Raw genomic sequence first — 19,311 nt, forward strand, 5'->3', positions numbered from 1 at the left:
CGTGTCGAAATGGCCGCACGCAGGCCGTCATTGTGGTGAGCGATCCTGCTCTGCACAGCTTTTCCATGACGGAGAGACACCATGCAGTACATGTTGATGTTCTACCAACCCGCGGCCGAATTCGAACAACGCGACGACGCCTCCTCCCAGGCCTACCGCGCCAGCTGGGTCGCCTATGCCGACGCGGTGCGCCAGGCCGGCATCTCGCTCGGCGGCCACGGCCTGTTCCCGCCCATGACCGGCACCACCCTGCGCGTGCGCGGCGACAAGCGCCAGGTGCAGGACGGCCCCTTCGCCGACACCAAGGAGCAGCTCGGCGGGTACTTCTTGATCGACGTGCCCGACCTCGACGCGGCGCTCGAATGGGCGGCGCGCGCGCCCTGCGCGACCAGCGGCGGCGTCGAAGTGAGGCCCGTGTTCGTGGCCACCGCCGTCGCCGCATGATGAAAGACCCGGGGGCTCACCAGGCCGCCGAACGTGCGGCGCGCGATTCATACGGGCGGCTGCTGGCCATCCTGTCGGCCCGCACGCACGACATCGCCGCGTCGGAGGACGCTCTGGCGGACGCTTTCGCGCGTGCGCTCGAGCGTTGGCCGGCCGACGGCATACCGGCTCGGCCCGACGCCTGGCTGCTGAGCGTCGCGCGGCACCGCAAGCTCGACGCCTGGCGCCACACCCGCGTGCAGGACGAGGCCACGCAGGCGCTGATGCTGCTGGCGGGCGAGGTCGACGACATCGACAGCGCCAACGACGGCGCGGTCGTGCCCGACGAGCGGCTGCGCCTGCTCTTCGTCTGCGCGCACCCGGCCATCGACGCGCCGGCGCGCGCGCCGCTGATGCTGCAGACCGTGCTCGGCCTCGACGCGGCGCGCATGGCCGGCGCCTTCCTGACATCGCCTTCTACTCTCGGCCAGCGCCTGGTGCGCGCCAAGGCACGCATTCGCGCCGCCGGCATTCCCTTCGAATACCCGCAGGCGCGCGAACTGCCGCAGCGGCTGCAGGACGTGCTCGACGGCATCTACGCCGCCTACGGCACAGGCTGGGACGACGTGGACGGCGCCGATGCGATTCCGCGCAACCTGACGGCCGAGGCCATCGACCTGGCCCGCATCCTGTGCAAGCTGATGCCGCGCGAACCCGAGCCGCTGGGCCTGCTCGCGCTCATGCTGTTCTGCGAGGCGCGCACCGCCGCACGCCGCAACGATGCCGGTGCGTACGTGCCGCTCGACCAGCAGGACATCACGCGCTGGAACCACGAGTTGCTGGCCGAGGCCGAGCACCACCTGCGGCAGGCCTCGTCGATGCAGTCGCTGGGTGCCTACCAGCTGGAGGCGGCCATCCAGTCGGCGCATTGCGAACGCCGCGCCGGCGCGCCCGTGCCGCCCGAAACCCTGGTGTCGCTGTACCAGGGCCTGCTGGCCTTGCGCCCCAGCATCGGCGCGCAGGTCAGCCTTGCCTGCGCGCTCGCCAATGCGCGCGGACCTGAGACTGGTTTGCAGGCGCTCGATGCGATTCCCGCGGCCGACGTCACCAACTATCAACCGTTCTGGGCCGCGCGTGCCCATCTGCTGGCTGCCGGCGGCGCACGCGCGGCGGCGCGGCAGGCATACGACCGGGCCATCGGCCTGAGCACCAGCGCGGTGGTGCGGGCCTATCTCAACGCGATGTCGCAGCGGCTCTGAGCGGCCCTACTTCGTGCTGTTGAAGGTGCGCGGAAACAATGCCGCCTGCGAGCGATCGCGCAGCCGGTAGCTCATGGCCGGCCGGCCCAGGCTGCCCGTGACCATGCCGGCCTCTTCCATGAACCCGCCGTCGAGCATGCGCTTGCGGAACGCGCTCTTGTCGACGTCGCGGCCCAGCACCACTTCGTAGACACGCTGGAGCGCGGGCAGCGTGAAAGGCTCTTCGAGCAGGAAGGCCGGCAGCGAGGTGTATTCGACCTTGCCGCGCAGCCGGGCGACGGCCGCCTCGAGCAGCTCGCCGTGATCGAAGGCCAGCCGCTTGCGCGAAGCGGCACCGACCTCGAACCACGTCACATCCGACGCGTTGGCGCCGCTGCGCAATTGCATTGCCTGCGCAGGAACCAGCGCATAGAAGCAGTGCGTGGCCGACCAGCCGCGCGGGTCGCGCTGCGCACCGCCCCAGCTGCCGAGCTGCTCGAGGTAGGGCGTGACCACGCCGGTCTTCTCGCGCAGCTTGCGCAGGGCGCAGCCGAGCAGCGTGGCGTCTTCGTCGATGTTCACGAAGCCGCCCGGCAGCGCCCACCTGCCGGGAAAAGGCTCGTCGCTGTCGGCTGGCCGCTTCACCAGCAGGACCTGCAGGGCGTCGTCGAGCACGGTGAACATCACCACGTCGACCGTGACCAGCGGGCGGGGAAAAGTCAGCGGCGGGAAGTTCGGCTTGGGTGTGTTCACGGGAAAGGCTTGACGCCGGATTTGTTAGTTGTACTATACAACCCTCAATTAGTTGCACAGAGCAACTCATGAAAGAAGAATAGAAAAATGACCACGACACCCCGCAGCCCTCGAGACCTGCCCGCGTACTTCGCACAGGGCCACCGCCCCGAATATCTGCTGTTCTGGGGCCACCAGGCACCGAAGATCGGCGTCGACAAGAGCTGCTTCAGCCAATGGTTCGAGGCGGAGTTCATCGTCGACGGCATCCGCTATCGCACCGCCGAGCATTTCATGATGGCGGGCAAGGCGCGCCTGTTCGGCGACGCCGAGACCTGCGAACGCATCCTCGCGGCGCGCACGCCCGCCGAAGCCAAGAAGCTGGGCCGCGAGATCCGCAACTTCGACGAAGCCGCATGGGTGGCCGCTCGCCTGGACATCGTGACGCGCGGCAACATCGCCAAGTTCGCGCAGAACCCGGCGCTCGGTGCCTTCCTGCTGGGCACGGGCCATCAGGTGCTGGTGGAAGCCAGCCCGGTCGATCCCATCTGGGGCATCGGACGCGCCGCGACCGACCCCGCGGCGCAAGACCCGCGCGAATGGAAGGGCCTCAACCTGCTGGGCTTTGCCTTGATGGCCGCGCGCGATGCTTTGAGGCAGACGCCATGAACAACGGCATCGACCGCTACCGCGGCTGCCTGCTCGGCCTGGCCTGCGGCGACGCCGTGGGCACCACGGTCGAGTTCCGCGCGCGCGGCAGCTTCACGCCCGTGACGGGCATGCAGGGTGGCGGCCCGTTCGGGCTAGTTGCCGGCGAATGGACCGACGACACCTCGATGGCGTTGTGCCTGGCCGCGAGCCTGATCCACTGCAAGGGCTTCGATGCTGCCGACCAGATGAACCGCTACTGCAACTGGCGCAGCGTGGGCTACATGAGCAGCACCGGCAACTGCTTCGACATCGGCCTCACGGTGTCGGGCGCCCTCGCCAGCTATCTCGCGTCCGGCGATCCGTTCGCGGGCGACCCCGATCCGCGCACGGCCGGCAACGGCGCCTTGATGCGGCTCGCACCGGTGCCGATGTTCTACGCGGCCAGCGCGCAGGCCACCTGGAAGCAGGCCGGAGAAAGCACGCGCACCACGCACGGCGCCCTGGAGGCCATCGAGTGCTCGCAGCTCTTCGCGCTGCAGTTGCGCTCGGCATTGCGCGGTGAAAGCAAGGAAGCGATTCTTTCGACAAAGCCGCTGACGCCCTTGAGCGACAAGGTCATGGCGCTCGCGCGCGGCGACTACGCATCGAAGCCCATCGATCGCATCAAGGGATCGGGCTACTGTGTCGAGTCGCTCGAAGCGGCGCTCTGGTGCTTCGCGCACACGCGGTCGTTCGAGGAAGCCGTGCTCGCCGCCACCAACCTGGGCGACGACGCCGACACCACCGCGGCAATCTGCGGCCAGCTGGCGGGTGCCTTCTACGGCGCCAGCGCCATTCCGGCTGACTGGCTACGCCCGCTGGTGATGCGAGAAGATATCGAGCAGATGGCAGACCAGCTTCTGGCGCTGGCCGGCTGAGCGGCGCGCGCGGTCACTGCTGCAACGGCACCGCCGCCGCAGCGCCCTCGCGCCGCGCATCGAGCTGGCTGCCCCCTTGCGTCAGCGACACGGCGACCACCGCGTTCGCCGCGTCGCGCCGGAACACGAACTGCGCGCCGATGCCCACCACGGCAAAGCGATCGGCGCCCGTGGGCGTCAGCGCGTTGTAGCCGCGCCCCGTCTCGCGCACCAGCAGCTTCGCGCCGCGCACGGTGAAGCTCAGCGCCTTGGCCTTGCTGATGCGGAACTCGCCCTTGTAGTCGTCCAGCCGCTGCGGGTCGAGCGGCACCTCGGCCGTCGGCACCGGGTAGCGGCTCTTGCCGATGGCCAGCATCACCGGCTGCAGCGGCGCGCGCGCGTTGCTGCCGAGCACGACGATCGCCTCGTTGGTGTCGGGCGCGATCAGCCAGAGCGTGCGGTAGCCCTCGGTGAGGCCGGCGTGCCAGTAGGTGCGGCGGCCTCCCTCGGGGCCGCGCACCATCACCGCGTAGCCGATCTCGGCGCCCTCATAGCGCGCCAGTGGCGTGAGCATGCGCGCGGCGGCCGGCCCCAGCGGGCCGCCGGCGCCCGCGATGATGGCTCGGCTGAAGGTCATCATGTCGGCGGCGGTGGAGCGCAGCGCGCTGGCAGGCGCATAGGCCTGCATGTCGAACAGCGGCTGGCGGCGGTCGCCGGCAAAGGCCGGCGCCATGCGCGAAGCCTTGTCGCCGAGCGTGATGACGGTGTCGTTCATGCCCAGCGGCTCGGTGATGCGCGCGCGCACCAGTTCGCCCCACGAGGTGCCGTAGTGCTCCGCCAGCAACTGGCCGAGCAGCGCCATGCCGAAGTTGCTGTACGCGCCCTCGCAGGGGGGCGCCGCGGCCGTGAGCTTGATGCGCGTGAGCGCGGCCCAGAACATCGGCTTGTCGAAGCTGCGGAACTGCTCCGCCAGCGGCGCGCCACCGCTCACGCCGTCGGCCATCACGGGCATGCAGCCGGTGTGGGTGACCAACTGGCGCAGCGTGACCGAGGCCACGGCGGGCGACAGCCCTTGCACCTTGCCCGCGAGCAGCTTGCCCACGGTGTCGTCGAGCTTGAGGTCGCCGCGCTCCACCGCCTGCGCCAGCAGCAGGCCGGTGAAGACCTTGGTGACGGAGCCGATCTCGAACATCGGCTGCTCCGCGCTGTTGGGCTCGATGGGGCGCGGCGGCGACGGCGGCTCGGGGTTGTAGGCCGCGCCGTAGGCGGGCTTGCCGTTGCGCAGCGTGCCGACCACCAGCGTGCCGCGCTCCGCGCCGAGCGCGGCCTTGGCGATGAAGGCCGGATCGCTGGCCAGCGTCAGCGGCTGCGGCTGCGGTTGCGCGGCGGCGGTGCCGGCCAGCAGCGGTGCGAGGAGCCAGGCCGCGAGCCAGCGGCAGGGACTGGCGCGGGTCGTGGCGCGGATCATGGCGCGGGGCAACAGCCGCATCGTGAGGTTCCTCAGCTTCGTCGAAGAGGTGCCATCGTGCCACGCCTGTGTAACAACGTGCGCGCCGCGACAATCGGCGCATGCGCGCATTGCTCACGACCTTCTCATGGCAGGAACTCCGCCACCACCCCTGGCGCAACGCGGCCGCCGTGCTGGCGGTGATGCTGGGCGTGGCGCTGGCGTTCTCGGTGCAGCTGATCAACGCTTCGGCACTCGACGAGTTCTCCAGCGCAGTGCGCTCGGTCAACGGCCAGCCCGACCTCGAGGTGCGCGCCGTGCAGGGCGGCTTCGACGAGGCCGTGTTCGCGCGCATCGCGCAGCAGCCGCAGGTCACGCTTGCCAGCCCGGTGCTGGAGTTCCAGGGCTTGGCGCTGGCCGCAGGCGAGCGACAGGTGCCGATGCGCGTGATCGGCGTCGATGCGCTGGTGCTGCCGACCATCGCGCCCGCGCTGATGCCTCAGGCCGAGGCCGGCGCCGACCGCTTCGCGCTGTTCGCGCCCGGCCATGTGTTCCTCAACAACGCGGCCCGCACCGCGCTGGGCCTGCCGGCGCAATCGGCCGGCGGCGCGGCCGAGACGGTGCAACTGCGCAGCGGCGACGCGTGGCAACGGCTCGACGTGGCCGGCCATGTGGCCGCAGGCGGCACGGCACTCGCGGTGATGGACATCGCCGCCGCGCAGGAGCTGTTCGGCCAGGTGGGGCAGCTCAGCCGCATCGACCTGCGGCTCGCGCCCGGCACCGACCGGGCGGCTTTCATGGCCTCGCTGCGGCAATCGCCGGGCTGGCCGGCAGGGGTGCAGTTCGCGGAACCGGGCGACGCGGCGGAGCGCGTGAGCAACCTCTCGCGCGCCTACCGCGTGAACCTCACGGTGCTGGCGCTGGTCGCGCTGTTCACCGGCGCGTTCCTCGTGTTCTCGGTGCTGGCGCTCAGCGTGGCCAAGCGCGCGCAGCAGTTCGCGCTGCTCGGCGTGCTGGGCCTCACCCCGCGCGAACGGCTGCGGCTGGTGCTGGCCGAATCGCTGGTGCTGGGCCTGATCGGCAGCGCGGCGGGGCTCGCGCTGGGCACCGCGCTCGCGGCCTTCGCGCTGCGCGTGCTCGGCGGCGACCTGGGCGGTGGGTATTTCGAAGGCGTCGCGCCCAAGCTGCACTGGAGTACGGGCGCCGCGGCGCTCTATGGCGGGCTGGGCGTGCTGGCCGCGCTGGTCGGTGGCTGGTGGCCCGCGCGCGCGGCGCAGGCGCTGCCCGAGGCGCAGACGCTCAAGGGGCTGGGCGCGGCACCCGCGCGGGGCAACAGCCACTGGCTCGCGCTGGGGCTGATCGGGCTGGGTGCGGTGCTGGCCAATGTGCCGGCCATCGGCGGCATTCCGGTGGCGGCGTACCTGTCGGTGGCCTGCCTGCTGGTGGGCGGCATCACCGCCCTGCCCTGGCTCATCGCGCTGCTGTACGACCGCATCGCGCCGGCGTTCGCGCAGCGACTGCTGCCGATGCTGGCCATTGAGCGCGCACGCCGCATGCGCGGCACCGCGGCCGTGGCAGTGAGCGGCGTGGTCGCGAGCCTGAGCCTGGCGGTCGCACTGACCGTGATGGTCGCGAGCTTCCGCGATTCGGTCACGCACTGGCTCGACGTCGTGCTGCCGGCCGACCTGTATGTGCGCGCTACCTCGGGCGGGCGCGGCGGCAACGCGGGCAACGGCAACAGCACCGACACCGCGACCTTCCCTCCGGCCTTCGTGCAGGCCCTGGCGCAGCTGCCCGGCGTGGCGCGCACCGGCACGCTGCGCACGCAGACGCTGCAGCTCGATGCCACGCGGCCCGCCGTCACGCTGATCGCGCGCAGCCTCGAAGGCGGCGCCACCCAGTCGCTGCCGCTGGTTGGCAGCGCGCTGCCGGTGCCCGAGGGGCAGGTCGGCATCTACGTGAGCGAGCCGATGGTCGAGCTGTACGGCGCGAAGCCGGGCACGGTGTTCGCACCGCTGTCCGCCGCCATGGGCACCACCACGACTGCGCAAGGGCAACCGCCATCGTTCTTCGTGGCTGGCGTGTGGCGCGACTACGCCCGGCAGTTCGGTGCCATCACGATGGAAGCGCGAGACTTCGAGCGCATCACCGGCGAGCGCAACGTGAGCGACGTGGCGCTGTGGCTTTCGCCCGGCGCGGCGGAAGGCGCGGTGCAGACGCAGGTGCGCGAGCTGGCGGCGCGCCAGGCCGGCGGCTCCGCCGAGTCGGTGGAGATTGCGTCGGTAGGCCAGATCCGCACGACCTCGCTGCGCATCTTCGACCGCAGCTTCGCCGTGACCTACTGGCTGCAGGCGGTGGCCATCGCCATCGGCCTTTTCGGCATTGCCGCCAGCTTCAGCGCGCAGGTGCTGGCGCGGCGCAAGGAATTCGGGCTGCTCGCGCACCTGGGCTTCACGCGGCGCCAGGTGCTGGCGGTGGTGGCCGGCGAAGGCGCCGCATGGACCGCCATCGGCGCCGTCGCGGGGCTAGGCCTGGGACTGGCGGTGTCGGTGGTGCTGGTGAAGGTGGTGAACCCGCAGAGCTTCCACTGGAGCATGGATCTGCTGGTGCCGTGGCTGCGGCTGCTGGGACTGTGCGGCGCGGTGGTGGTGGCGGGCACCGTCACCGCGTGGCTCGCGGGGCGGGCTGCGGCCGGGCGGGACGTGGTGCTGGCGGTGAAGGAAGACTGGTAGGCGGAGGGGCCGGCTTGCTCCCGTCGCCTACGCCGCACGCCAGCCCTGACTTGTAGACTGAGGCCGATATGCAGCAAACACCCTCTTCCTCGTCGTGCAACGCATGGCTCGAGAGCGCCATCCGCCGCAGCGAGGGCATCGGCCGTCCGCGCGCGGAGCCCGGCTTCATACGCACGCTGGCCGATCGCATGGTCGAAGTGCCTAGCCTCGCTCCGGTGGCGTGGGTGCGCAGCACATCCGGCGACATGGCGCCGGCCAAGCGACACGTCGACGCGCCAGCGGCTGCGTGATGACGATGGCTCCCTCGCCCTTCCTGCTGTCGCGCCGCGCGCTGCTGCTGGCAGCCCTGTGCGCCGCACCCGCCGCGTGGGCGCTGCCGCCCAGAACGCTGCAGTTCCCGCGCGACTTCGGCAGCCACCCCGACCTGCACACCGAGTGGTGGTACATCACCGGTCATGCGAAGACGGCGGCCGGACGCGAGTTCGGCTTCCAGGTGACCTTCTTCCGTTCGCGCGTCGAGGCCACGCAGGGCATGCGCTCGGCCTTCGCCGCGAAGAACCTCGTGTTCGCGCATGCGGCCGTCACCGACCTCGAAGGCCGCGTGCTGCTGCACGACCAGCGCATCGCACGCGCGGGCTTCGGCGTGGCGCAGGCCAGCGAGGCCGACACCGACGTGCGCATCCGCGACTGGTCGCTGGCGCGGGAAGGCGGCATCTATGTCGCGCGAATTCCGGCCGGCGAGTTTTCACTCGACCTGCGCTTCACGCCGACGCAGCCTGTGCTGCTGCAAGGCAATGCCGGCCTTTCGCGCAAGGGGCCGGAAGAATCGCAGGCCAGCTACTACTACAGCGAGCCTCAGCTCAAGGCTAAGGGCAAGCTGGCGCTCAAGGGCCAGTCCTTCGAAGTGAACGGCGCCGCGTGGCTGGACCACGAATGGAGCGAAGCGCTGATGCACCCCGAGGCCGTCGGCTGGGACTGGATCGGCATGAACCTCGACGACGGCAGCGCCCTCACCGCGTTCCACCTGCGCCGCGCCGACGGCAGCGCCCTGTGGGCCGGCGGCTCGTTCCGTCCGCGCGACGGCGTGGCGCGCATCTTCAAGAACGACGAAGTGCGCTTCGACAGCCTCAAGACGTGGGAAAGCCCGCGCACGCAGGCCAAATACCCTACGCAGTGGCGCGTCCAGACGCCAGCGGGCGGTTTCGAAGTGCGCGCGCTGCTCGACGACCAGGAGCTGGACAGCCGCGGCTCGACCGGCGGCGTCTATTGGGAAGGCCTGAGCGATCTGCTCGACGCGCAGGGGCGGCGCGTGGGGCGCGGCTACCTCGAGATGACGGGCTACGCGGCGCCGCTGAAGCTGTAACTGTTGTAGCCGCGAACAGCCACCGACAACCGAACCATTCCCGACCGCGTTGGGAAAATGTCGACAACCATCGAAAACAAAGGACCCCACCATGAAGATCCGACTCGCAGCACTGGCCATGGCCGGCGCCCTTTGCATCCTCGCGAGCCCGCTGGCGGCCAATGCGCAGGTCTCGGTCAACATCAATGTGCCCGGTCTGGTGATGGCGCCCCCGCCGCCGCCGCGCTACGAGCCGCTGCCACCGCCGCGCGGCGGATTCGTCTGGGTGCCGGGCCGCTGGGCCTGGGACGGGCGTGCCTACGCATGGCGCCCGGGCGGCTGGCAGCCCGAGCGCGCGGGCTATGCCTACGCTCCGGGACGCTGGATCGAGGACCGTGGCGGCTGGCGCTGGGCCGAAGGCGACTGGCGCCGGCGCGAGGCCTACCGGGAAGCACGCCGGGAGCGCGAGTGGAACGAGGATCACGGCCGCCGCCACGACCGCGACCATTGGCATGAGCGCGAACGCGACTTCTGCCCGCCCGGCCAGGCGAAGAAGGGCAACTGCTGATCCGCAAGCCCGGGCCCGTGGCCGCCATGAAGAAAGGGAGCCGAGGCTCCCTTTTTTCTTTGCCTGCGGCTACTTCACCCGCCCCTTGCGCCGCTCGATGAACGCAATGATCTCCCCCATGATCCCCTTGCGGAACGCCAGCACGCAGATCACGAAGATCAGGCCGGTGACCATGGTCACCGACTCGCCCAGCGTGTTGAACCAGTCGATGGTGGTGATGCGCGCCAGGAAGTTGCCGAGTTCGCCGATCTTGTTTTCCAGCAGCACCACCACGGCCGAGCCCACCAGCGGGCCCGACAGCGTGCCCAGGCCACCCACCAGCGTCATCAGGATGACCTGGCCCGAGGCGGTCCAGTGCACGTCCGACAGCGTGGCGAAACCCAGCACCAGCGTCTTGAGCGAACCCGCCAGGCCCGACAGCGCGGCCGAGATCACGAAGGCCAGCAGCTTGAAGCGGCTCACGTCGTAGCCCAGCGAGAGCGCGCGCGGTTCGTTCTCCTTGATGCCCTTGAGCACCTGGCCGAACGGCGAGTGGATGGTGCGCACGATCAGCAGGAACGCGGCCACCACGATCACCAGCGCCACGTAGTACATGGTGAGGTCGCTCGACAGGTCGATCAGGCCGAAGAGCTTGCCGCGCGGCACGCCCTGCAGGCCGTCTTCGCCGCCGGTGAACTTGGCCTGCAGCGCGACGAAGAACATCATCTGCGCGAGCGCCAGCGTGATCATCGCGAAGTAGATGCCCTGCCGGCGGATGGCCAGCACGCCGAAGATCCAGCCCAGGAACGCACCGGTGAGCGTGCCCGCGACCAGGCCCAGCTCGGGCGTGAGGCCCCAGACCTTCATCGCATGGCCCGCGACGTACGCGGAGCCGCCGAGGAACGCCGCGTGCCCGAAGGACAGCAGCCCCGTGAACCCCAGCAGCAGGTTGAAGGCCGCGGCGAACAGCGCGAAGCACATGAGCTTCATCACGAACACCGGGTAGGCGCCGAAGAACGGCGCCAGCACCAGTGCGAGCACCAGCAGCGCGTAGACGACGGTGGATATCTTTTTCATGTTCATGCCGTCCGCCTTATTTTTCTTTGCCGAACAGGCCGGCGGGGCGAATCAGCAGCACGATGACCATGATCACGAACACGACCGTGGAAGAAGCTTCCGGATAGAAGACCTTGGTGAACCCCTCGATCACGCCAAGGCCCAGCCCGGTGAGGATGGCGCCCATGATCGAGCCCATGCCGCCGATCACGACCACCGCGAACACCACGATGATGAGGTTCTGCCCCATCAGCGGCGACACCTGGATGACCGGCGCGGCCAGCACGCCGGCGAAGGCGGCGAGCGCGCAGCCGAAGGCGTAGGTCAGCGTGATCATCAGCGGCACGTTGACGCCGAAGGCTTCCACCAGGCGAGGGTTTTCAGTGCCGGCGCGCAGGTAGGCGCCGAGGCGGGTCTTCTCGATCACGTACCAAGTGGCGAAGCACACCACGAGCGACGCCACCACCACCCAGGCGCGGTAGTTGGGCAGCACCATGAAGCCGAGGTCGGTGGCGCTGGAGAGCGCATCGGGCGCGTCGTAAGGCAGGCCCGACACGCCGTAGACCGAGCGGAACACGCCTTCGATCAGCAGCGTGAGGCCGAGCGTGAGCAGCAGGCCGTAGAGATGGTCGAGCTTGTAGATCCAGCGCAGCAGCAGCCGCTCGATCAGCACGCCGAAGATGCCGATGACGATGGGCGCCGCGATCAGCATCACCCAGTAGTTGATGCCGAGATACTCCATCGCCATCCACGTCAGGACGGCGCCGAGCATGAACAGCGCGCCGTGCGCGAAGTTGATGACGTTGAGCAGGCCGAAGATCACCGCCAGCCCGAGGCTCAGGATGGCATAGAACGAGCCGTTGACCAGCCCCAGTAGGAGCTGGCTCAGCAGGCCGGGTAGGGAAATATTCATAGACGTATCAGCAAGCCTCTGGCCGTTTTTTCTTTCTCGCGGGGGCCGCCGCGCACGGCCGCCCGAAGCGGCCGGCCCGCCCCCCCTGCAAAGGGAGGTTGGCGAAGCGACACGCAGCGCGCGCAGCCTCGGGGGGTTACTTCCACAATGCGCACTTGCTTTCGGCCTTGGTGGTGAAGACCTCTTCACCCTTCAGCTTCTGGACCACCTTGTAGTAGTCCCACGGCTGCTTGGATTCGGCCGGCGACTTCACCTGCACCAGGTACATGTCGTGCACGAAGCGGCCGTCCTCGCGCACGTAGCCCTTGGCGTAGAAGTCGTCGATGGGCGTCTTCTTGATCTGCGCCATCACCGCGTCGGCATCGACGGTCTTGGCGGCCTGCACGGCCTTCAGGTAGGTCATGGTGGCCGAGTAGTCGGCGGCCTGGATGTCGGTGGGCATGCGCTTGGTCTTCTCGAAGAAGCGCTTGCCGAAGGCGCGCGTCTTGTCGTCGAGGTTCCAGTCCCAGCTGGTCGTCAGCAGCAGGCCTTCGGTGTTCTTCAGGCCCAGGCTGTGCACGTCGGTCACGAACACCAGAAGGCCGACCATCTTCATGGTCTTGGTGATGCCGAACTCCCTGGCCGCCTTGATCGCGTTCTGGGTGTCGCCGCCCGCGTTCGCGAGCGCCAGCACCTGGGCCTTGGAATTCTGCGCCTGCAGCAGGAACGACGAGAAGTCCGACGTGTTCAGCGGATGCTTCACGCTGCCCACCACGGTGCCGCCCTTGTCTTTCACGACCTTGGAGGCATCGGCTTCCAGCGCCTGTCCGAAAGCGTAGTCGGCCGTCAGGAAGAACCAGCTCTTGTCGCCGCGCGCAATCACGGCGCTGCCGGTGCCCTTGGCCAGCGCCACGGTGTCGTAGGCGTAGTGCACGGTGTATGGGCTGCACTGCTCGTTGGTGAGCGCCGAGCTGCCCGCGCCGTTCACCACGAACACGCGCTTCTTCTCCTGCGCCACCTTGGCCATGGCCAGGCCGGTGCCCGAGCTGGTGCCGCCGAACAGCATCGTCAGGCCCTGCGTGTCGATCCACTCGCGCGCCTTGGAGGCGGCGATGTCGGCCTTGTTCTGGTGGTCGGCCTGCAGCAGCTCGATGGGCATGCCGTTGACCTTGCCGCCGAAGTCATCGATGGCCATCTGGATCGCGAGAGCACCGTTCTTGCCCTCCACGTCCGCGTAGAGGCTCGACATGTCGGTGATGAAACCGATCTTGACCTTCTCCTGGGCTTGCGCCGCACCGGCGGCCATGAGGCAGGTGGCAACGAGGCAGGCGGAAGCAATGAGCGTGCGTTTCATGGAGTGATCCTCTTGTTTGACTTCGGTGAAAAGGTCTGGCGCGGCTTCAGCCGTTTACTTCCAGAGGGCGCACTTGGTTTCCGCCTTGGTCGTGAAGACCTGGTCGCCCGGCAGCGTCTTGAGCACCTTGAGGTAGTCCCACGGCTTCTTCGACTCGGCGGGCGACTTCACTTCGACCAGGTACATGTCGTGGATGAAGCTGCCGTCGGCGCGGATCTGGCCCTTGCCGTAGAAGTCGTCGATCTTCATGCTCTTGAGCTGCGCCATCACCTTGTCGGAGTCGGTGGTCTTGGCGGCGGCCACGGCCTTCAGGTAGGTCATGGTGGCCGAGTAGTCGGCGGCCTGCACATCGGTTGGCATGCGCTTGGTCTTCTCGAAGAAGCGGTTGGCGAACTTGCGCGACTCGTCGTTCAGGTCCCAGTACCAGCTGGTGGTGTGCAGCAGGCCTTCGGTGTTCTTCAGGCCCAGGCTGTGGATGTCGCTCAGGAAGACCAGCAGGCCGGCGGTCTTCATGGTCTTGTTGATGCCGAACTCCTTGGCCGCCTTGATCGAGTTGATGGTGTCGCCACCGGCGTTGGCCAGGCCCAGGATCTGCGCCTTGGAGTTCTGCGCCTGCAGCAGGAACGAAGAGAAGTCCGACGCGTTCAGCGGATGGCGCACGGCGCCCACCACGGTGCCGCCCTTCTCTTTCACGACCTTGGTGGTGTCGGCTTCGAGCGCATGGCCGAAGGCGTAGTCCGCCGTCAGGAAGAACCAGCTCTTGCCGCCGCGATCGACCACCGCCGCGCCCGTGCCCTTGGCCAGCGCCACGGTGTCGTAGGCGTAGTGGATGGTGTACGGGCTGCACTGCTCGTTGGTGAGCACCGAGCTGCCGGCGCCGTTGTTGAAGTACACGCGCTTCTTTTCTTCCGCCACCTTGGCGGTGGCCAGCGCCACGCCGGAGTTGGTGCCGCCGAAGACCATGGTCACGCCGGCGGTGTCGATCCACTCGCGCGCCTTGGAGGCGGCGATGTCGGCCTTGTTCTGGTGGTCGGCCGTCAGCAGCTCGATGGGCTGGCCCAGCACCTTGCCGCCGAAGTCGTCGATGGCCATCTGGATGGCGGTGGCACCGCCCTTGCCTTCGAGGTCGGCATACAGGCTCGACAGGTCGGTGACGAAGCCGATCTTCACTTTTTCCTGCGCCTGCACGGCGCCCGCGCTCATTGCGAGGATGCCGACTGCGGTTGCGATGAGGCCGAGTTTCTTTTTGTTCATGCTGTTGTCTCCTTGAAGGACGGGTGATTGCCTGGTGTTTGTCCGGGGACACCGTGGAACCGGCTTTGCCGGGCCACCGGTGTCGCCCCCTGCAAGGGGGTTGGCGAAGCGACACGAAGTGCGCGAAGACTGGGGGTGGGCTTCATGCTAGACGCCGAGCAACTCGGTGAGCACCGGCATCCTGGCTTCCAGCTCCGCCGCGCCGAAAGTCAGCGCGATGCGGCCGTGCTCCATCACGTAGAAGCGGTCGGCCAGCGGCGCGGCAAAGCGGAAGTTCTGCTCCACCATGACGATGGTGTAGCCCTTGGCGCGCAGCGTGGTGATCATGCGGGCCAGCGCCTGCACGATGACCGGCGCCAGGCCTTCTGAAATCTCGTCGAGCAGCAGCAGCTTGGCGCCGGTGCGCAGGATGCGCGCCACGGCCAGCATCTGCTGCTCGCCACCCGACAGGCGCGTGCCCTGGCTGTGGCGGCGCTCGGCCAGGTTGGGGAACATGGTGTAGATCTCGTCGACCGACATGCCCTGCCCCGCGCCCTTCAGCTCGGGCGGCAGCATCAGGTTTTCCTCGCACGAAAGGCTGGCGAAGATGCCGCGCTCTTCCGGGCAGTAGCCGATGCCCAGGTGCGCGATGCGGTGCGTCGGCATGCCGATGGTCTCTTTGCCGTTGACCTCGATGCTGCCCTTGCGCGCGCCGGTCAGGCCCATGATGGCGCGCAGCGTGGTGGTGCGGCCCGCGCCGTTGCGGCCCAGCAGCGTGACGACTTCGCCCGGCTGCACGACCATGTCGACGCCGTGCAGCACGTGCGATTCGCCGTACCAGGCTTGCAGGCCCTTGATTTCGAGTGCGGCGGTCATGTCAGTGGGCACCTTGCATTTCGCCGTCGGTGGTGCCCATGTAGGCTTCCATCACCTGCGGGTTCTTCGAGACTTCCGCGTACGGCCCCTCGGCCAGCACCGCGCCGCGCTGGAGCACGGTGATGGTGTCGGCGATGGTCGAGACCACGCTCATGTTGTGCTCCACCATCAGGATGGTGCGCCCTGCCGACACGCGCTTGATGAGCTCGGCCACGCGGTGCACGTCTTCATGGCCCATGCCCTGCGTGGGCTCGTCGAGCAGCATCAGCTCGGGTTCCATGGCCAGCGTGGTCGCGATCTCGAGCGCGCGCTTGCGGCCGTAGGGCAGGTTCACGGTCTGCTCGTCGGCCAGTTCTTCCAGGCCGACTTCAGCCAGCAGTTCGCGGGCCCTGGCATCCAACGGCTTGAGCGACTTCTCGCTCTTCCAGAAATGGTACGAGGTGCCGAGCCGGCGCTGCAGGCCGAGCCGCACGTTCTCCAGCAGCGTGAGGTGCGGGAACACGGCCGAGATCTGGAACGAGCGGATGATGCCGCGCCGCGCGATCTGCGCCGGTCGCTCGCGCGTGATGTCCTGTCCATTGAAGAGGATCGTGCCGGTGGTCGGCTCGAGGAACTTCGTGAGCAGGTTGAAGCAGGTCGTCTTGCCGGCGCCGTTGGGGCCGATGAGCGCATGGATCGAGCCGCGCACCACCGACAGGTTGACCTTGCTGACCGCGGTGAACCCTTTGAACTCCTTGGTGAGCTGGCGTGTTTCGAGGATGACGTCGCTCATCTCGCGGTGTCGCCCAGGTGCGTAAAGATAAAGTGGGTCATGCGGTCCATCTCAATGCGCCACCATCGAGCGCGGCCTGATTGTTGGTGGGCGCCCTGCGCTTGGATACTGGGGCAAATGCCTATGCTGCAGTGCAACCTGCGCAGGGCGGCGCAACGGCCCGATCAGCGACTGTCGTTGCAGCGACAAAGCGCATCCTGGCAACACTAAGACCTCTGCGGGAAACCCCGAGCGGGGTTCGCGGGGCGCTGCGTAGACTGAGGCGAACATGCTGAATTTCCGCTCTCCCGACTTCCTGACCGATCACGTGCTGCACACGCTGTCGTTCTACGAGCCGCGCTGCATCGACGCCTCGGGCGGCTTCTTCCATTTCTACAAGGACGACGGCACGGTGTACGACATGCGCACGCGGCACCTGGTGAGCAGCACGCGCTTCGTCTTCAACAATGCGATGGCCTACCGGCACTTCGGCAACCCGGCGCACCTGGCGGCGGCGCGGCACGGCTTGGCCTTCCTGCAGAGCGGCCACGCGCAACCCGGCGGCGGCTATGCGTGGCAGATCGACTGGCACCAGCAGCGCGCCACGGTGCAGGACAGCACCTGCCATTGCTACGGCCTGGCCTTCGTGCTGCTGGCGCATTCCCATGCGCTGATGGCCGGCATCGAAGAGGCCCATGCCGGGATCATCCACACCTGGGACCTGATGGAGCGGCACTTCTGGGAGCCGCGCCACCAGCTCTACGCTGACGAGGCCACGGCCGACTGGCGCGTGGGCGCCTACCGCGGGCAGAACGCCAACATGCATGCCTGCGAGGCGATGCTGGCCGCCTACGAGGCCACGCACGACACCCGCTACCTCGACCGCGCGCTGGTGCTGGCGGAATCCATCACCGGCCGGCAGGCCGCGCTGGCGGACGGGCTGGTGTGGGAGCACTACCGCGAAGACTGGTCGATCGACTGGGACTACAACCGCGACGACAAGACCAACATCTTCAGGCCCTGGGGCTTCCAGACCGGCCACCTGACGGAGTGGGCCAAGCTGCTGCTGCAGCTGGAGCGCCACCTTGCCGCTGCCGGCCGCAAGGCCGACTGGATACTGCCGCGCGCGCAGCACTTCTTCGACACCGCCATGTTCCGCGGCTGGGACGCGGACAACGGCGGGCTGGTCTACGGCTTCGCGCCCGACGGCACCGTGTGCGATGGCGACAAGTATTTCTGGGTGCAGGCAGAGAGCTTCGCGGCAGCCGCGCTGCTGGCGGTGCGCACCGGCGAATCGGGCTACTGGGACTGGTACGACAGCATCTGGGCGTACAGCTGGGAGCACTTCGTCGACCACCGCCACGGCGCCTGGTATCGCATCCTCTCGCCGCGCAACAAGAAGATCAACGACGAGAAGAGCCCGGCCGGCAAGACCGACTATCACACCATGGGCGCCTGCTACGACGTGCTGCGCGCACTGAAGACCTCCGCCAAGTAAAAACCCCCAGGTCTTCTTGGCGAAGCCTGGGGGTTGGTGGGTTGCATGCGTGTCAGTGCGCGCCGGCTGCGGCGTCGCCGCCCGCGCCGCCCTTCTGCGGCCTTGCAAGCCACACCAGCGGGATCAGCAGCAGGAACAGGATCGCCGACGCATAGAAGATGTCGTTCGTGGCCAGCATGAACGACTGCTGGTCGACGATGCGGTTCAGCTGGCCCAGCACCTGCTCGGTGCTGAAACCGCTGCTCGCCAGGCCCGACATCGCATTGGTCGCCGCGTTGTTGCCCTGGTTCACCGCCTCGGACAGCTGCGAGTGATGCAGCGCCGCGCGGTTTTCCCACAGCGTGGTGGTGATCGACGTGCCCATCGCGCCCGCCGTGATCCGCAGGAAGTTGGACAACCCCGATGCGGCCGGGATGCGGTCCGGCGTGAGGCCCGACAGCGTGATGGTCACCAGCGGGATGAAGAAGAACGCCATCGCGATGCCCTGGATCACCGTCGGGATGATGATGGTGACGAAGTCGGCCTGGGTGTTGAAGTTCGACCGCATCCACAGCACCAGCGCGAACACCAGGAACGAGAAGGTCGCATAGCGCCGCGGGTCGATCTTGGCCACCGTGAGGCCCACCACCGGCGAGAAGAAGATCGCCAGCAGCCCCACGGGCGCCATGATCATCCCCGCCTGCGTCGCGGTGTAGCCCATCCACTGCTGCAGCCACAGCGGCAGCAGCACCACGTTGCCGAAGAACAGGCCGTAGGCCACGGCCGTTGCCACCGCGCCAGACCAGAAGTTGCGGCGCTTGAACAGCGACAGGTCGACCACGGGGTGCTTGTCGGTCAGCTCCCAGACCAGGAAGAACGCGAAACCGACCACGGCCACCACCGCCAGCGTCACGATCTGCGCCGAGTGGAACCAGTCGAGCTCCTTGCCCTTGTCGAGCATCAGCTGCAGCGAGCCCACCCACAGCACCAGCAGCGCGAGGCCGATGGCGTCGATCGGCACCCTGTGCGTGCTGCTCTCGCGCTTGCGGTACAGCGCCCAGGTGATGGCCGCCGCGACGATGCCCACGGGGATGTTGATGTAGAAGATCCACGGCCACGAGATGTTGTCGGTGATCCAGCCGCCCAGCAGCGGCCCCATCACCGGCGCGACCAGCGTGGTCATCGACCACATGGCCATCGCCAGGCCCGCCTTGGCGCGCGGGTAGCTTGACAGCAGCAGCGTCTGCGACAGCGGGATCATCGGCCCCGCGACGAAGCCCTGCAGCGCGCGAAACGCGATCAGCGTCGTCATGTTGGGCGCCAGGCCGCACAGCAGCGAGGCGACCATGAACAGGATCACGCTCGCCATGAACAGGCGCACCTGCCCGAAGCGCTGCGTCATGAAGCCGGTGAGCGGCACCGCGATGGCGTTGGCCACCGCGAAGCTGGTGATGACCCAGGTGCCTTGCGTGGTGCTCACGCCCAGGTCGCCCGAGATGGCAGGCAACGACACGTTCGCGATCGACGAATCGAGCACGTTCATGAAAGTTGCCGCAGACAGCGCGACCGTGCCCCAGACGCGGGCTGCGCCCTCGAGCGGCGGATGCGCAATGTAAGCAGGAGCAGCGGTGGCCATTGCGGGTCGCGCGAACTGAGCTGATTAC

At 68.3% G+C, this 19,311-nt stretch carries 18 protein-coding genes; 9 read left to right on the forward strand and 9 right to left on the reverse strand.

Annotated features, from left to right (window positions below; translation table 11 throughout):
- Nucleotides 1-81: 81 nt before the first annotated feature.
- Nucleotides 82-444, forward strand: a complete 363-nt coding sequence (locus C4F17_RS08675) for a YciI family protein (RefSeq protein WP_106934964.1) — start codon at nt 82-84, stop codon at nt 442-444.
- Nucleotides 444-1,682: an RNA polymerase sigma factor gene (locus tag C4F17_RS08680; protein ID WP_106934965.1), complete on the forward strand. Its 1,239-nt coding sequence runs from the start codon at nt 444-446 to the stop codon at nt 1,680-1,682. The genes C4F17_RS08675 and C4F17_RS08680 overlap by 1 nt, the downstream gene beginning before the upstream one ends.
- Before the next feature lie 6 nt (nt 1,683-1,688).
- Here the strand turns inward: C4F17_RS08680 and C4F17_RS08685 are convergent, their stop codons facing one another.
- Nucleotides 1,689-2,345 carry an NUDIX hydrolase gene (locus tag C4F17_RS08685; protein WP_234382860.1) on the reverse strand — a complete coding sequence of 219 codons (657 nt, stop codon included), beginning with the start codon at nt 2,343-2,345 and terminating at the stop codon, nt 1,689-1,691.
- A gap of 156 nt (nt 2,346-2,501) precedes the next feature.
- On the opposite strand from C4F17_RS08685, the gene C4F17_RS08690 reads away from it, so the two are divergent.
- Nucleotides 2,502-3,062: an NADAR family protein gene (locus C4F17_RS08690; RefSeq protein WP_106934967.1), complete on the forward strand. Its 561-nt coding sequence runs from the start codon at nt 2,502-2,504 to the stop codon at nt 3,060-3,062.
- Nucleotides 3,059-3,961 carry an ADP-ribosylglycohydrolase family protein gene (locus C4F17_RS08695; protein ID WP_106934968.1) on the forward strand — a complete coding sequence of 301 codons (903 nt, stop codon included), beginning with the start codon at nt 3,059-3,061 and terminating at the stop codon, nt 3,959-3,961. Before C4F17_RS08690 ends, C4F17_RS08695 begins: the two co-directional genes overlap by 4 nt.
- A 13-nt stretch (nt 3,962-3,974) precedes the next feature.
- On the opposite strand, the gene C4F17_RS08700 is transcribed toward C4F17_RS08695, so the two are convergent.
- Complete coding sequence (locus C4F17_RS08700) at nt 3,975-5,429, reverse strand: serine hydrolase domain-containing protein (protein ID WP_106934969.1); 1,455 nt, start codon at nt 5,427-5,429, stop codon at nt 3,975-3,977.
- An 80-nt stretch (nt 5,430-5,509) separates the two neighbouring features.
- Here C4F17_RS08700 and C4F17_RS08705 point away from each other — a divergent pair, with 80 nt between their 5' ends.
- From C4F17_RS08705 to C4F17_RS08720, 4 genes are all read left to right on the forward strand, one after another.
- The gene (locus tag C4F17_RS08705) at nt 5,510-8,119 is read left to right on the forward strand and encodes an FtsX-like permease family protein (protein ID WP_106934970.1); all 2,610 of its coding nucleotides are present in this window, start codon (nt 5,510-5,512) and stop codon (nt 8,117-8,119) included.
- A gap of 68 nt (nt 8,120-8,187) precedes the next feature.
- Nucleotides 8,188-8,409 carry a hypothetical protein gene (locus C4F17_RS08710; protein ID WP_106934971.1) on the forward strand — a complete coding sequence of 74 codons (222 nt, stop codon included), beginning with the start codon at nt 8,188-8,190 and terminating at the stop codon, nt 8,407-8,409.
- Nucleotides 8,409-9,482, forward strand: coding sequence for a lipocalin-like domain-containing protein (locus tag C4F17_RS08715; RefSeq protein WP_106934972.1), 1,074 nt, complete (start codon nt 8,409-8,411; stop codon nt 9,480-9,482). Before C4F17_RS08710 ends, C4F17_RS08715 begins: the two co-directional genes overlap by 1 nt.
- Before the next feature lie 91 nt (nt 9,483-9,573).
- Nucleotides 9,574-10,029 carry a YXWGXW repeat-containing protein gene (locus tag C4F17_RS08720; protein WP_081266599.1) on the forward strand — a complete coding sequence of 152 codons (456 nt, stop codon included), beginning with the start codon at nt 9,574-9,576 and terminating at the stop codon, nt 10,027-10,029.
- Nucleotides 10,030-10,098: 69 nt separating this feature from the next.
- Here C4F17_RS08720 and C4F17_RS08725 read toward each other — a convergent pair whose 3' ends face one another.
- The 6 genes from C4F17_RS08725 to C4F17_RS08755 form a co-directional block, all read right to left on the reverse strand.
- Entirely contained in the window at nt 10,099-11,091 is a 993-nt protein-coding gene (locus C4F17_RS08725) for a branched-chain amino acid ABC transporter permease (protein WP_172839792.1), read from the reverse strand.
- Between the two features lie 10 nt (nt 11,092-11,101).
- Nucleotides 11,102-11,977 (reverse strand): branched-chain amino acid ABC transporter permease, encoded by an 876-nt coding sequence (locus tag C4F17_RS08730; RefSeq protein WP_081266598.1) that lies wholly within the window; start codon nt 11,975-11,977, stop codon nt 11,102-11,104.
- A 136-nt stretch (nt 11,978-12,113) separates the two neighbouring features.
- Nucleotides 12,114-13,262: an ABC transporter substrate-binding protein gene (locus C4F17_RS08735; RefSeq protein ID WP_234382862.1), complete on the reverse strand. Its 1,149-nt coding sequence runs from the start codon at nt 13,260-13,262 to the stop codon at nt 12,114-12,116.
- A gap of 102 nt (nt 13,263-13,364) precedes the next feature.
- On the reverse strand, nt 13,365-14,564 hold the full coding sequence (locus tag C4F17_RS08740; protein ID WP_081266596.1) for an ABC transporter substrate-binding protein: 1,200 nt from the start codon (nt 14,562-14,564) through the stop codon (nt 13,365-13,367).
- Between the two features lie 147 nt (nt 14,565-14,711).
- Complete coding sequence (locus tag C4F17_RS08750) at nt 14,712-15,419, reverse strand: ABC transporter ATP-binding protein (protein WP_081266595.1); 708 nt, start codon at nt 15,417-15,419, stop codon at nt 14,712-14,714.
- Between the two features lies 1 nt (nt 15,420).
- Nucleotides 15,421-16,191, reverse strand: a complete 771-nt coding sequence (locus C4F17_RS08755) for an ABC transporter ATP-binding protein (RefSeq protein ID WP_081266594.1) — start codon at nt 16,189-16,191, stop codon at nt 15,421-15,423.
- A gap of 268 nt (nt 16,192-16,459) precedes the next feature.
- Between C4F17_RS08755 and C4F17_RS08760 the strand changes: the two genes are divergently transcribed.
- Nucleotides 16,460-17,668 carry an AGE family epimerase/isomerase gene (locus tag C4F17_RS08760; protein ID WP_106934974.1) on the forward strand — a complete coding sequence of 403 codons (1,209 nt, stop codon included), beginning with the start codon at nt 16,460-16,462 and terminating at the stop codon, nt 17,666-17,668.
- A 52-nt stretch (nt 17,669-17,720) separates the two neighbouring features.
- On the opposite strand, the gene C4F17_RS08765 is transcribed toward C4F17_RS08760, so the two are convergent.
- The gene (locus tag C4F17_RS08765; RefSeq protein ID WP_081266592.1) at nt 17,721-19,283 is read right to left on the reverse strand and encodes a DHA2 family efflux MFS transporter permease subunit; all 1,563 of its coding nucleotides are present in this window, start codon (nt 19,281-19,283) and stop codon (nt 17,721-17,723) included.
- Nucleotides 19,284-19,311: the final 28 nt, after the last annotated feature.

The sequence above is a fragment of the Variovorax sp. PMC12 genome, from assembly GCF_003019815.1.
Lineage (GTDB): Bacteria > Pseudomonadota > Gammaproteobacteria > Burkholderiales > Burkholderiaceae_C > Variovorax.

What these genes read in the sequence shown, in the direction of transcription:
- C4F17_RS08750 (WP_081266595.1), bottom strand. Translation starts at nt 15,419, where the DNA reads ATGACCGCCGCACTCGAAATCAAGGGCCTGCAAGCCTGGTACGGCGAA.
- C4F17_RS08735 (WP_234382862.1), bottom strand. Translation starts at nt 13,262, where the DNA reads ATGGCCGCCGGTGCGGCGCAAGCCCAGGAGAAGGTCAAGATCGGTTTC.
- C4F17_RS08740 (WP_081266596.1), bottom strand. Translation starts at nt 14,564, where the DNA reads ATGAACAAAAAGAAACTCGGCCTCATCGCAACCGCAGTCGGCATCCTC.
- C4F17_RS08765 (WP_081266592.1), bottom strand. Translation starts at nt 19,283, where the DNA reads ATGGCCACCGCTGCTCCTGCTTACATTGCGCATCCGCCGCTCGAGGGC.
- C4F17_RS08700 (WP_106934969.1), bottom strand. Translation starts at nt 5,429, where the DNA reads ATGCGGCTGTTGCCCCGCGCCATGATCCGCGCCACGACCCGCGCCAGT.
- C4F17_RS08695 (WP_106934968.1), top strand. Translation starts at nt 3,059, where the DNA reads ATGAACAACGGCATCGACCGCTACCGCGGCTGCCTGCTCGGCCTGGCC.
- C4F17_RS08675 (WP_106934964.1), top strand. Translation starts at nt 82, where the DNA reads ATGCAGTACATGTTGATGTTCTACCAACCCGCGGCCGAATTCGAACAA.
- C4F17_RS08680 (WP_106934965.1), top strand. Translation starts at nt 444, where the DNA reads ATGAAAGACCCGGGGGCTCACCAGGCCGCCGAACGTGCGGCGCGCGAT.
- C4F17_RS08755 (WP_081266594.1), bottom strand. Translation starts at nt 16,191, where the DNA reads ATGAGCGACGTCATCCTCGAAACACGCCAGCTCACCAAGGAGTTCAAA.
- C4F17_RS08710 (WP_106934971.1), top strand. Translation starts at nt 8,188, where the DNA reads ATGCAGCAAACACCCTCTTCCTCGTCGTGCAACGCATGGCTCGAGAGC.
- C4F17_RS08720 (WP_081266599.1), top strand. Translation starts at nt 9,574, where the DNA reads ATGAAGATCCGACTCGCAGCACTGGCCATGGCCGGCGCCCTTTGCATC.
- C4F17_RS08760 (WP_106934974.1), top strand. Translation starts at nt 16,460, where the DNA reads ATGCTGAATTTCCGCTCTCCCGACTTCCTGACCGATCACGTGCTGCAC.
- C4F17_RS08685 (WP_234382860.1), bottom strand. Translation starts at nt 2,345, where the DNA reads ATGTTCACCGTGCTCGACGACGCCCTGCAGGTCCTGCTGGTGAAGCGG.
- C4F17_RS08715 (WP_106934972.1), top strand. Translation starts at nt 8,409, where the DNA reads ATGACGATGGCTCCCTCGCCCTTCCTGCTGTCGCGCCGCGCGCTGCTG.
- C4F17_RS08730 (WP_081266598.1), bottom strand. Translation starts at nt 11,977, where the DNA reads ATGAATATTTCCCTACCCGGCCTGCTGAGCCAGCTCCTACTGGGGCTG.
- C4F17_RS08705 (WP_106934970.1), top strand. Translation starts at nt 5,510, where the DNA reads ATGCGCGCATTGCTCACGACCTTCTCATGGCAGGAACTCCGCCACCAC.
- C4F17_RS08725 (WP_172839792.1), bottom strand. Translation starts at nt 11,091, where the DNA reads ATGAACATGAAAAAGATATCCACCGTCGTCTACGCGCTGCTGGTGCTC.
- C4F17_RS08690 (WP_106934967.1), top strand. Translation starts at nt 2,502, where the DNA reads ATGACCACGACACCCCGCAGCCCTCGAGACCTGCCCGCGTACTTCGCA.